This window comes from Kosakonia cowanii JCM 10956 = DSM 18146, assembly GCF_001975225.1.
Taxonomy (GTDB): Bacteria; Pseudomonadota; Gammaproteobacteria; order Enterobacterales; family Enterobacteriaceae; genus Kosakonia; species Kosakonia cowanii.
This window is the reverse complement of sequence record NZ_CP019445.1, coordinates 1,716,049-1,728,665: the sequence shown is the minus strand read 5'-3', so window position 1 is coordinate 1,728,665 and position 12,617 is coordinate 1,716,049. Positions and strand designations below refer to the sequence as shown.

Annotated in this window: 11 protein-coding genes; 6 read left to right on the top strand and 5 right to left on the bottom strand. The window is 55.9% G+C overall.

Annotated features, from left to right (window positions below; genetic code table 11):
• Positions 1-4: 4 nt before the first annotated feature.
• The 5 genes from yidA to dnaA all read right to left on the bottom strand — a co-directional run bounded on the left by yidA (position 5) and on the right by dnaA (position 7,102).
• The gene (yidA, locus tag BWI95_RS07990) at positions 5-817 is read right to left on the bottom strand and encodes a sugar-phosphatase (protein WP_054803535.1); all 813 of its coding nucleotides are present in this window, start codon (positions 815-817) and stop codon (positions 5-7) included.
• Positions 818-944: 127 nt separating this feature from the next.
• Positions 945-3,359, bottom strand: coding sequence for a DNA topoisomerase (ATP-hydrolyzing) subunit B (gyrB, locus tag BWI95_RS07985; RefSeq protein WP_054803534.1), 2,415 nt, complete (start codon positions 3,357-3,359; stop codon positions 945-947).
• A gap of 28 nt (positions 3,360-3,387) precedes the next feature.
• The gene (gene recF, locus BWI95_RS07980; protein WP_042715128.1) at positions 3,388-4,461 is read right to left on the bottom strand and encodes a DNA replication/repair protein RecF; all 1,074 of its coding nucleotides are present in this window, start codon (positions 4,459-4,461) and stop codon (positions 3,388-3,390) included.
• Between the two features lie 138 nt (positions 4,462-4,599).
• Positions 4,600-5,700, bottom strand: a complete 1,101-nt coding sequence (dnaN, locus tag BWI95_RS07975) for a DNA polymerase III subunit beta (RefSeq protein WP_054803533.1) — start codon at positions 5,698-5,700, stop codon at positions 4,600-4,602.
• A gap of 4 nt (positions 5,701-5,704) precedes the next feature.
• Positions 5,705-7,102 (bottom strand): chromosomal replication initiator protein DnaA, encoded by a 1,398-nt coding sequence (gene dnaA / locus BWI95_RS07970; RefSeq protein ID WP_054803532.1) that lies wholly within the window; start codon positions 7,100-7,102, stop codon positions 5,705-5,707.
• Between the two features lie 603 nt (positions 7,103-7,705).
• Here dnaA and rpmH point away from each other — a divergent pair.
• The 6 genes from rpmH to BWI95_RS07940 all read left to right on the top strand — a co-directional run bounded on the left by rpmH (position 7,706) and on the right by BWI95_RS07940 (position 12,599).
• Positions 7,706-7,846 (top strand): 50S ribosomal protein L34, encoded by a 141-nt coding sequence (gene rpmH, locus BWI95_RS07965; protein ID WP_000831330.1) that lies wholly within the window; start codon positions 7,706-7,708, stop codon positions 7,844-7,846.
• Positions 7,847-7,863: 17 nt separating this feature from the next.
• Complete coding sequence (rnpA, locus tag BWI95_RS07960) at positions 7,864-8,223, top strand: ribonuclease P protein component (RefSeq protein WP_076769290.1); 360 nt, start codon at positions 7,864-7,866, stop codon at positions 8,221-8,223.
• A complete protein-coding gene (yidD, locus tag BWI95_RS07955) occupies positions 8,187-8,444 on the top strand; it encodes a membrane protein insertion efficiency factor YidD (protein WP_076769289.1) in 258 nt (85 codons plus the stop codon). Before rnpA ends, yidD begins: the two co-directional genes overlap by 37 nt.
• 2 nt (positions 8,445-8,446) lie before the next feature.
• Complete coding sequence (gene yidC, locus BWI95_RS07950; RefSeq protein WP_054803530.1) at positions 8,447-10,093, top strand: membrane protein insertase YidC; 1,647 nt, start codon at positions 8,447-8,449, stop codon at positions 10,091-10,093.
• 193 nt (positions 10,094-10,286) lie between these two features.
• Positions 10,287-11,651 (top strand): tRNA uridine-5-carboxymethylaminomethyl(34) synthesis GTPase MnmE, encoded by a 1,365-nt coding sequence (gene mnmE / locus BWI95_RS07945; protein ID WP_054803529.1) that lies wholly within the window; start codon positions 10,287-10,289, stop codon positions 11,649-11,651.
• 210 nt (positions 11,652-11,861) lie between these two features.
• Complete coding sequence (locus tag BWI95_RS07940; RefSeq protein WP_076769288.1) at positions 11,862-12,599, top strand: 4'-phosphopantetheinyl transferase family protein; 738 nt, start codon at positions 11,862-11,864, stop codon at positions 12,597-12,599.
• Positions 12,600-12,617 lie beyond the last annotated feature (18 nt).

Sequence of the window (12,617 nt, the reverse complement as noted above, 5' to 3'; positions counted from 1 at the left end):
GGGCTTAGTTGAGGGCGAACTTCTCGATTGCGTAAGCAACGCCATCTTCGAGGTTGGTTTTGGTAACGAAATCTGCCGCCTCTTTCACCGACGGAATAGCGTTTTCCATCGCCACGCCGACGCCGGCGAACTCAATCATGGCGATATCATTTTCCTGATCGCCAATCGCCATAATCTCTTCCGGCTTGATGTTTAACACATCGGCAAGGGCTTTAACGCCGGTGCCTTTAGTGACGCTTTTATGCAGGATTTCCAGGAAGTAGGGCGCGCTTTTCAGCACCGTGTACTTCTCTTTTACCTCCTGCGGAATGCGGGTGATCGCCTGGTCGAGGATCGTCGGCTCATCAATCATCATCACTTTCAGGAACTGGGTCTGCGGATCCATCTTCTCCGCTTCACAGAAGACCAGCGGAATGGTGGCGACAAAAGATTCATGCACGGTATAGGGGCTGATATCGCGGTTTGCGGTATAGAGCGTGTTGCGATCCAGCGCGTGGAAGTGCGAGCCGACTTCGCGAGAGAGTTGTTCCAGATAGCGGTAATCGTCATAGCTCAGCGTGGTCTGCGCCACGGTACTGCCATCGCTGGCGTTCTGCACCAACGCGCCGTTATAGGTAATGCAGTAATCACCTTCCCGCTCCATATGCAGCTCTTTCATATAGCTGTGTACGCCAGCGTAAGGGCGTCCGGTGGTCAGCACGACATTGATGCCGCGTTCGCGCGCGGCGGCAATCGCATTTTTTACCGCAGGAGAGATAGTGTGGTCGGGCAGCAGCAGCGTGCCGTCCATATCGATTGCAATGAGTTTGATAGCCATGAGATCCCCAGATGAGAAGTGTTTGACCTCATGCTAACGCGATTCCGCTCAAAAAACAGCAGCGCGCCGGGGAGAAAAGGGGGAGAGAAAGGGGGATACGGGATCCCCCTTTTAATGCAGGATTACCTTAGATATCGATATTCGCCGCTTTCAGGGCGTTCTCTTCGATAAAGGCGCGGCGCGGTTCAACGGCATCGCCCATTAAGGTAGTGAAGAGCTGATCGGCTGCAATCGCATCTTTCACGGTAACGCGCAGCATGCGGCGGCTTTCCGGATCCATAGTGGTTTCCCACAGCTGATCCGGGTTCATCTCGCCAAGGCCTTTATAACGCTGAATGGAGAGACCGCGACGTGACTCTTTCACCAGCCACTCCAGCGCCTGCTCGAAGCTGGTCACCGGCTGGCGGCGTTCGCCACGCTCGATATAGGCATCTTCTTCAATCAGGCCGCGCAGCTTCTCGCCGAGCGTGCAGAGGCGACGGTACTCACCGCCTGTCACAAACTCGTGATCGAGCGGATAATCGGTATCCACACCGTGGGTGCGCACGCGAATAATCGGCTCGAACTGGCTCAGCTCGCTGTTCACCCGGACATCATATTTCCAGGTGCTGCCGTGGGCTTCGTTCTCATTCAGCACGGTGATGAGCTGAGAGACCCACTGCGTAACGGCGCGCTCATCGGCGAGATCCGCTTCTGCCAGCGTCGGCTGATAGACCAGCTCTTTCAGCAGCGCGCGCGGGAAGCGGCGCTCCATACGGCCAATCATCTTCTGCGCAGCGTTGTACTCGGACACCATTTTCTCCAGCGCTTCACCCTGCAGGGCAGGCGCGCCTTCGGTGGTGTGCAGCGTTGCGCCATCGAGCGCGATAGAGATCTGATACTGATCCATCGCCTCGTCATCCTTGATGTACTGCTCCTGCTTGCCTTTCTTCACTTTGTAGAGCGGCGGCTGGGCGATGTAGACGTGGCCACGCTCAACGATTTCCGGCATCTGACGGTAGAAGAAGGTCAACAGCAGCGTACGGATGTGCGAACCATCGACGTCCGCATCGGTCATGATGATGATGCTGTGGTAGCGCAGTTTATCCGGGTTGTACTCGTCGCGACCGATGCCGCAGCCGAGCGCGGTGATAAGCGTCGCCACTTCCTGAGAAGAGAGCATCTTGTCGAAACGCGCTTTCTCGACGTTGAGGATTTTACCTTTCAACGGCAGGATCGCCTGGTTCTTACGGTTACGGCCCTGTTTTGCAGAACCGCCCGCAGAGTCCCCTTCCACTAAGTAGAGTTCGGACAGCGCCGGGTCACGCTCCTGGCAATCCGCCAGTTTGCCTGGCAGACCAGCCAGATCCAGCGCGCCTTTACGGCGGGTCATTTCACGTGCTTTACGCGCCGCTTCACGGGCACGGGCAGCGTCAATGATTTTGCCGACGACGATTTTGGCGTCAGCCGGGTTTTCCAGCAGGTATTCGGCCAGCAGTTCGTTCATCTGCTGTTCCACCGCCGATTTCACCTCAGAGGAGACCAGTTTATCTTTGGTCTGTGAGGAGAATTTCGGATCCGGCACTTTTACCGATACCACCGCAATCAGGCCTTCACGGGCATCATCACCGGTGGCGCTGACTTTCGCTTTCTTGCTGTAACCCTCTTTATCCATATAGGCGTTCAGCGTACGCGTCATCGCCGCGCGGAAGCCTGCAAGGTGGGTACCGCCATCGCGCTGCGGAATGTTGTTGGTAAAGCAGTAGATATTTTCCTGGAAACCGTCGTTCCACTGCAGCGCAACTTCAACGCCGATACCGTCTTTTTCGGTGGAGAAGTAGAAGATATTCGGGTGGATCGGCGTTTTGTTTTTGTTGAGATACTCAACAAACGCCCTGATGCCGCCTTCATAGTGGAAGTGGTCTTCTTTGCCGTCGCGCTTGTCGCGCAGGCGAATCGACACGCCGGAGTTCAGGAAGGAGAGCTCACGCAGGCGTTTCGCCAGAATTTCATATTCAAATTCAATGACGTTGGTGAAGGTTTCGTAGCTCGGCCAGAAACGCACCATGGTACCGGTTTTTTCCGTTTCGCCCGTCACTTCCAGCGGAGCCTGCGGCACGCCGTGGGTGTAGATCTGACGGTGAACTTTGTTATCGCGCTGGATAACCAGCTCCAGTTTCTGCGACAGGGCGTTTACCACTGAAACGCCAACGCCGTGCAGACCGCCGGAGACTTTATAGGAGTTATCGTCGAACTTACCGCCCGCATGCAGTACGGTCATGATCACTTCCGCGGCAGAAACGCCCTCTTCCGGGTGAATACCGGTCGGAATACCACGCCCATCATCCTGTACGGAGACAGAGTTATCGCTGTGAATGGTGACGATAATGTCTTTACAGTACCCTGCGAGCGCTTCGTCGATAGCGTTATCTACTACCTCGAATACCATGTGGTGCAGACCGGTGCCGTCATCCGTATCGCCGATATACATACCCGGGCGCTTACGCACTGCATCCAGCCCTTTGAGGACTTTGATACTGGAGGAGTCATAAGAATTCGACATCAACGTTTCTCGCTCATTTCAACTTGGGTTAATCGGCTATTTTACCCTTTTCCACGGTGAACATCTTCGAATTTTTGTCCGACATGTCCATAACGTGTTCAGCGCTGATGGCGCTGACGAAAACCTGTGACTGAGTGGCTTTTAACCGGCTGGCTAACAGCCCGCGCTTTTCGTCATCAAGCTCCGAGGCAAAATCATCTATCAGGTATAAACAGCGTCGCCCGCTTTCACGCGTTAAGAACTCCCCCTGCGCCAGGCGCAGCGCGCACATCAGGAGTTTTAACTGTCCGCGCGAAAGGGTGTCTTCAACGGGCGCGCCATCCGCACGAATGCGGAAATCCGCTTTATGCGGGCCGTGCGCGGTGTAAGTGAGCATGCGGTCGCGCTCAAAACTGCGCGCCAGCACCTCTTCATAATCGGTCTCTTTCTCCCAGCCGCGCTGGAAAGAGAAGGTCAGGGAAAATTCCGGTAAGAACTGCCGGCAGGTGTCGGCCATATCTTCCGCGATAGCGGCGCTGTACTCCGCGCGCCAGCGGCTGATCTGCTCGGCGAGCGGCACAAGCTCTTTGTCCCACGGACGCAGCTGGCCATAATGGCTCACCTGGCGTAAGGCGGCGTTACGCTGTTTTAACAGGCGCTTGAGGTTGCTCCAGGCGGTAAAAAAGCCGCTTTCGTTGTGGAAGCATCCCCAGTCGAGAAAGGCACGACGGTATTTCGGGCCGCCGTTGAGTAAGGTAAACCCTTCGGGCGTAATAAGCTGCATCGGCATCAGCAGCGCCAGCTCCGCCACTTTATGACCGTCGGTGCCGTCGATGCGCACTTTGCTGTCGCCGAGTTTATCTTTAGTCAGGCCAATGGCGATTTCGCGCGATTCGGCCTGCAAACGCCCGTGCAGAACAAACGCCTCCTGCTCATGGCGAATAACGCGACCAATTTGCAGGCTGCGAAACGCCCGACCATGACCGAGGGTGTAGATCGCCTCCAGCACGCTGGTCTTCCCGCTGCCGTTAGCGCCCACCAGAAAGTTAAAGCCAGGGGAGAGCGCGAGATCCGCGCTTTCGATATTGCGGAAATCTTTAATCAGTAAGCGGGTTAGCGACATGATTCACTCATTACCAGGGCGTATCGTCGCAGTTAGCCTGTCAACAGCCAGCGCGCAGCAACCGCAGCGTACTGAAGTACGTGAAGATTGCGGGCGCTGCCCGAAGCCAGAGTAACCAGAAAGATAGCCCGCTATTTTCTACAACCGCATTGGCATAACGACATAGGCTGCGCTCTGGCTCGCCGCGTCTTCAATCTGCACGCTGGAAACGGAATCGGTCAGCAGAATGCGCACGTTCTCGCACTTCAGCGCGTTCAGCACATCAAGCACGTAGCTGACGTTAAAGCCGATTTCCATTTCGCTACCGCCGTAGGTGACATCGAGAAACTCTTCCGCTTCTTCCTGTTCCGGGTTGTTGGCGGTGATTTTGATCTGATTCTCGCTGACGTAGAGGCGCACACCGCGGAACTTCTCGTTAGAGAGGATCGCCGCGCGGGCAAAAGCCTGCTTCAGCGAATCGCAGCCCGCTTCCAGCGTTTTGTCCGGGTTTTTCGGCAATACGCGGCGATAATCAGGGAAACGACCATCAACCAGCTTCGACGTGAAGATAAAGTCGCCGACGTGCGCGCGAATGTTGTTGCTGCCGATCTGCACGCGCAGCGGCGTCTCGCCGCCGTCGAGCATACGCATCAGCTCAATCACGCCTTTACGCGGCACGATCACCGAATGGTTGGGCAGTGTTTGCCCAATCGGCATCGAGCAGACGGCAAGGCGGTGACCGTCGGTGGCTACGGTACGCAGCTCCTCACCTTCGGTTTCAAACAGCATGCCGTTTAAGTAGTAACGGACGTCCTGGTGCGCCATCGAGAACTGCGTCGCTTCGATCAGGCGCTTCATGGTGGCCTGCGGCAGCGTGAACTCCACTTCGCTTTGCCAGTCATCCAGGTTAGGGAAATCCGCTGCGGGCAGGGTTGAGAGGGAGAAACGGCTGCGCCCGGAACGGATCAGCATGCGCTCACCCTCCAGCTGCATCGCAATTTCCGCCCCTTCCGGCAGGCCGCGACAGATGTCGAAGAATTTACGTGCCGGTACGGTTGTCGCGCCCTGTTCATGGGGCTGGACAAGCGCCACACGGGCAACCATCTCCATTTCAAGATCGGTGCCGGTCAGCGAAAGCGCGCCGTCGGTAACCTGAAGCAGCAGATTACCGAGAATAGGCAACGTCGGGCGTCCGCCCAGCGGGCCGCTGACTTGTTGCAGCGGCTTTAATAAATGTTCACGTTCAACGGTAAATTTCATAGCGTCACGAAGAGAGAGTTCGGATTAAATTGGAAAAATCTTCTTTGATATCATGGCTTTCTTCACGCAACTGCTCAATCTTACGGCAGGCATGCAGTACGGTGGTGTGGTCACGGCCGCCAAAGGCATCGCCGATTTCCGGCAGGCTGTGGTTGGTCAGCTCCTTGGCCAGCGCCATCGCCATCTGGCGCGGGCGTGCAACGGAACGGGAGCGTCGCTTCGACAGCAGATCTGCCACCTTAATCTTGTAATACTCCGCCACCGTCTTCTGAATATTGTCGATGGTGACCAGCTTCTCCTGCAGCGCCAGCAGATCGCGCAGCGCTTCGCGCACGAAATCAATGGTGATGGCGCGCCCGGTAAAGTTGGCGTTGGCGATAACGCGGTTCAGTGCCCCTTCCAGCTCACGCACGTTGGAGCGCAGGCGCTTGGCAATAAAGAAGGCCACTTCGCCCGGCAGACGGATATCGTTCTCGTCAGCCTTTTTCATCAGGATCGCAACGCGGGTTTCCAGCTCCGGCGGCTCGATCGCCACGGTCAGCCCCCAGCCGAAGCGGGATTTGAGACGATCCTCAACGCCATTGATCTCTTTCGGATAACGATCCGAGGTGAGAATGATCTGCTGATTGCCTTCCAGCAGGGCGTTAAAGGTGTGGAAGAACTCTTCCTGGGATCGCTCTTTATTGGCAAAGAATTGAATGTCATCGATCAGCAGGGCATCAACGGAGCGGTAGTAGCGTTTAAACTCTTCGATCGCATTGTTTTGCAGGGCTTTTACCATGTCCTGGACAAAGCGTTCGGAGTGCATATACACCACTTTGGCATTCGGCTTACGCGCCACAATGCCGTTACCCACCGCGTGCAGCAGGTGCGTTTTACCGAGACCCGTGCCGCCATATAAAAAGAGCGGGTTGTAAGCGCCGCCGGGGTTGTCTGCCACCTGGCGGGCCGCCGCACGGGCCAGCTGGTTCGACTTACCTTCAACGAAGTTATCAAAGGTGTGTTTGACGTTGACGTTTGAGCGGTAGGTCGGTTCCGCCGGTGCGGGCACGTTGTCCCAGCCTGAACGGGCGACAGGCGCAGCGCGCGGAATCACGACCTGCGCCGCCTGAGCGGGCGCGGCAACGGTGGCAGGCTCTCTCAATGTCTGGTTAGCCGGACGAGCGCCCACTTCAAAACGCAGCTGTGGCGTGTCCGCCCCGCAGAATTCATTAAGCAGGCCGTTGATATTATTAAGGTATTTGTCTCTTACCCAATCAAGCACAAAACGGTTTGGCGCATACAAAGCCAGCGTGTTGTCACTCAGTTCCGCCTGCAACGGGCGGATCCACATACTAAATTCAGTGGCTGGTAACTCATCCTGCAATCGGGCAAGACACTGCTGCCAAAGCGAAAGTGACACGGCGGACTCCACTCGAACGTAAATCGATAAATAGTAAAGACAGAGACATTAATCTTTTTTGACACACATCGATAAGACCCAGCGGGGTGATGTGCGAACCGCTGTTTACGGTTTTTGCCCCAGAGCGATCGTGGATCGCGATCGGGACCGCGGATCATAGCGTAAACCGCCGAAGAGATCTTCTGTTTCTCACAGATTCTTCACGATTTATCCACAGGCCGATCCGGAACGCGCTAAGTGTAAACGATCCAGGCATGGGTGCGGGAAGATTTAGGCCGCATATTGGAAAATTAAATGGTTTTCGCCGAATAATCCCATAAACGATCTAAGGAAGATCCAGGCGGATCCTTGCGCTTTGCCATTTGCCCCGTATAATTCTGCCCCCGGCGCGTCTTACTCTTTTCAGGCGCCGGAAGCCGCTTAGTTTTTGCGCAGATCTGTGCAAAAATACGTGCGCTATAAGGAAAGAGAATTGACTCCGGAGTGTACAATTATTACAATCCGGCCTCTTTAATTACCCATGGCTTGCGCGCCGGTCGTTCGATATTCGTTCGGGCATACGCAAAAGTCAGTGAATTTATTCAAGTTTAGGTAGAAATCGCCATGAAACGCACTTTTCAACCGTCCGTACTGAAGCGCAACCGTTCTCACGGCTTCCGTGCTCGTATGGCTACTAAAAATGGTCGCCAGGTTCTGGCTCGTCGTCGCGCTAAAGGCCGCGCACGTCTGACCGTTTCCAAGTAATAAAAGCTAACCCCTGAGTGGTTAAGCTCGCTTTTCCCAGGGAGTTACGTTTGTTAACTCCCACTCATTTCACATTCGTCTTCCAGCAGCCACAACGGGCTGGCACGCCGCAAATCACCATCCTCGGCCGCCTGAATTCGCTGGGGCATCCCCGTATCGGTCTTACCGTCGCCAAGAAAAATGTCAAACGCGCACATGAACGCAATCGGATTAAACGTCTGACGCGTGAAAGTTTTCGTTTGCACCAACATGACCTGCCGGCCATGGATTTTGTGGTGGTGGCAAAGAAAGGGGTTGCCGACCTCGATAACCGTGCTCTCACGGAAGCGTTGGAAAAATTATGGCGCCGCCATTGTCGCCAGGCTCAAGGGTCCTGATAGCCCTTATACGGGTCTACCAACGCCTGATTAGTCCGCTACTCGGGCCGCACTGCCGTTTCACCCCTACCTGTTCTCACTATGGAATTGAGGCCTTGCGCAGGTTTGGGGTGTTAAAAGGCAGTTGGTTGACAGTGAAACGCGTATTAAAATGCCACCCTTTACATCCGGGTGGCGACGATCCCGTCCCGCCAGGACCTTCTAAAACCAGAGAACACTAACGATGGATTCGCAACGCAATCTTTTTATCATCGCTTTGTTGTTCGTGTCTTTCATGATCTGGCAAACGTGGGAGAAGGAACAAAATCCTCCTCCGGCGCAGCAGCAGACCACGCAGACTACGACCACCGCAGCGGGTAACGCAGCCGACCAGAGCGTTCCGGCCAGTGGCCAGGGGAAACTGATTACGGTTAAAACCGACGTGCTTGAGCTGACCATCAACACCCGTGGTGGTGATGTTGAGCAGGCACTGCTCCCGACGTACCCGAAAGAGCTGGGTGCGACCGAGCCGTTCCAGTTACTGGAAACCACGCCTGAGTTTGTCTACCAGGCGCAGAGCGGTCTGACCGGCCAGAACGGCCCGGACAACCCGGCTAACGGCCCACGCCCGCTGTATAACGTCGATAAAGATGCGTTTGTACTGGCAGAAGGCCAGAACGAGCTGGCGATCCCGCTGACCTATACCGATGCGGCAGGCAACACCTTCACCAAAACCTTCACCCTGAAACGCGGTGAATATGCGGTGAACGTTGGCTACAGCGTGAAAAACGCCGGTGCGACACCGCTGCAGGTGGCCACCTTTGGTCAGCTGAAGCAAACCATCAAACTCCCTTCTCACCGCGATACCGGCAGCAGCAACTTTGCGCTGCACACCTTCCGCGGCGCGGCGTACTCCACGCCGGACACCAAGTATGAGAAGTACAAGTTTGACACCATCGCCGATGACGAAAACCTGAACGTCAGCTCGAAAGGCGGCTGGGTTGCGATGCTGCAACAATATTTCGCCACGGCGTGGATCCCACGTAACGACGGCGCGAATAACTTCTACACCGCGAATCTGGGCAACGGCGTTGCGGCCATCGGCTACAAATCTCAGCCGATTACTATCGCAGCAGGCCAGACTGGCTTACTGAACAGCACCCTGTGGGTCGGCCCGGAGATTCAGGACAAGATGGCCGCTGCGGCGCCGCACCTGGATCTGACCGTGGATTACGGCTGGTTGTGGTTCATCTCTCAGCCGCTGTTTAAGCTGCTGAAATGGATCCACAGCTTCCTCGGCAACTGGGGCTTCTCTATCATCGCGATCACCTTTATCGTGCGCGGCATCATGTACCCGCTGACCAAAGCGCAGTACACCTCGATGGCGAAAATGCGCATGCTGCAGCCGAAGATTCAGGCTATGCGTGAGCGTCTGGGCGATGATAAGCAGCGTATGAGCCAGGAAATGATGGCGATGTACAAAGCGGAGAAAGTGAACCCGCTGGGCGGCTGCTTCCCGCTGCTGATCCAGATGCCAATCTTCCTTGCGCTCTACTACATGCTGATGGGCTCCGTTGAGCTGCGCCATGCGCCGTTCGCGCTGTGGATCCACGATCTCTCTGCGCAAGACCCGTACTACATCCTGCCGATCCTGATGGGCGTAACGATGTTCTTCATTCAGAAGATGTCGCCGACCACCGTGACCGACCCGATGCAGCAGAAGATCATGACCTTTATGCCGGTCATCTTCACGGTGTTCTTCCTGTGGTTCCCGTCAGGTCTGGTGCTGTACTACATCGTCAGCAACCTGGTAACCATTCTGCAGCAGCAGCTGATTTACCGTGGTCTGGAGAAACGTGGTCTCCATAGCCGCGAGAAGAAAAGCTCTTAATACGCTTCATTCTTTAAGCTGCATGTGCGTTGGCTGCACTTGCTCACCCCAGTCGTTTACTGATGTAAACTTCTGGGGACTCACAAGCTTGCCGCCTTCCTGCAATTTAAATTATTTTGCGTATTACTTGTAAGATTCAGACAAGGCGGTCAACTGACCGCCTTTCTTATTTTGAGATTTTGGAAAATAAACCATGAGCCATAACGACACTATCGTCGCCCAGGCAACCCCACCGGGACGCGGTGGTGTGGGCATCCTGCGTATCTCCGGCCTGAAAGCGCGCGACGTCGCGCAGGCGGTGCTGGGCAAGCTGCCGAAACCGCGTTATGCCGACTATCTTGCGTTTCAGGATGCCGACGGCAGCGCCCTCGATCAGGGCATTGCGCTGTGGTTCCCCGGCCCCAACTCCTTTACCGGTGAAGATGTGCTGGAACTACAGGGCCACGGCGGCCCGGTGATCCTCGATCTGCTGTTAAAGCGTATTCTGACGCTGCCCGGGCTGCGCATCGCTAAACCGGGCGAGTTCTCTGAACGCGCGTTTCTCAATGACAAACTCGATCTGGCGCAGGCAGAAGCGATTGCCGACCTGATTGACGCCAGCTCCGAGCAGGCCGCGCGTTCGGCGCTCAACTCCTTGCAGGGCGCGTTTTCCGCCCGCGTTAATCATCTGGTGGAAGCACTCACTCACCTGCGCATCTACGTCGAAGCGGCAATCGACTTCCCGGACGAGGAGATCGACTTTCTCTCCGACGGCAAAATCGAAGCACAGCTTAATAATGTGATAAGCGATCTCGATGCGGTTCGCGCCGAAGCGCGCCAGGGCAGCCTGCTGCGTGAAGGGATGAAAGTAGTGATTGCCGGGCGTCCAAACGCCGGGAAATCGAGCCTGCTTAACGCGCTGGCCGGTCGCGAAGCGGCGATCGTCACTGATATCGCCGGTACCACGCGCGATGTGCTGCGTGAACATATCCATATCGACGGTATGCCGCTGCACATTATCGATACCGCCGGGCTGCGCGAAGCCAGCGACGAAGTAGAGCGAATCGGGATTGAGCGCGCCTGGCAGGAGATTGAGCAGGCGGACCGCGTACTGTTTATGGTTGACGGCACCACCACTGACGCCGTCGATCCGGCGGATATCTGGCCTGATTTTATCGCCCGTTTACCGGCAAAATTGCCGATCACCGTGGTGCGTAATAAAGCAGACGTCACCGGCGAGCAGCCGGGGATCAGCGAAGTGAACAATCACTCACTTGTTCGCCTCTCTGCGCGCACCAACGAAGGGGTGGACGTGCTGCGTCAGCATCTCAAGCAGAGCATGGGTTTCGACACCAGCATGGAGGGCGGCTTCCTTGCGCGTCGTCGTCATTTACAGGCGCTGGAAATGGCGGCTGAGCACCTGCAACAGGGCAAAGCGCAGCTACTGGGTGCCTGGGCGGGCGAGCTGCTTGCAGAGGAGCTGCGCCTGGCGCAGCAGAGCCTGAGCGAGATCACCGGCGAATTTACTTCTGATGACCTGCTGGGCAGGATTTTCTCAAGTTTCTGTATTGGTAAATAATCCCTCATCCCACGGCTGGCGGGCGTTTTAGCGCTCGTTAGCCATCATTTCATCACTTTTTCTGAAAGTGCTCCCCATTGACGAAAGAAAGTGTAAATATCACTCCTTAGGACTTTTCAGATGGGACTTTTAGCATTAAAACCTATTCATCACAGGCGATAATGTCGATTGTCGATTTGATTCACGCAGCCCATTATCACGGAGCGAAAAATGGCGACACACTTTGCAAGAGGGATCCTTTCAGAAGGCCATCTTGTCTCGACCCGGCTCCCTCAGGCATGCCTTGATGCCGCAGCTCAGCTTCCGGAACATCGCCGCTCCCGTTATATCGCTTCCCGGGCGCTGCTCGCAGAGATGATGTTTATGCTTTATGGCATCAGCGAATTGCCGGAGATGGTGGTTGAGGAGAGCGGACGACCGCGCTTTGCCGACAGCAGCTTGCCGAGCTTTTCCCTGGCCTACGCCGGGAATTTGGTTGGCGTTGCCATCACTACCGAAGGTGAGTGCGGACTTGATATGGAGCTACAGCGCGCGACGCGCAGCTTCCACAGTCCGCACGGGCATAAACACACCTTCAGCAACAATGAGCAGCTGTGGATAAACAACCAGAACGATGCCAGTGAAGCGCAAACGCAGCTGTTAACGCTGCGCCAGAGCGTGATGAAGCTGATTCACCAGATGCAGGACGACCCGATGCAGCTCCAGCTGCTGCCCGGCTCAGGGCGGCTTCGCGTCACGCGGCATGCGCAGGTAGAAGTGATGTGCGATGCCGAAGATGTGCTGATTTGGTCAGTTGCGGTCGCGCCTGCGATTGAGAGCCTGCGCATCTGGGAGTTCGATAGCCAGAGAGGGTGGCACTACCTGACTGATGTGCTGACCCGCGCCAACGATCCGGCTTCCCGCCTGATGCGTTTCACCAGCCTGCCCGCCGAAAAAGCGTTGATCTGAATAAGTGTTGGGATAAGA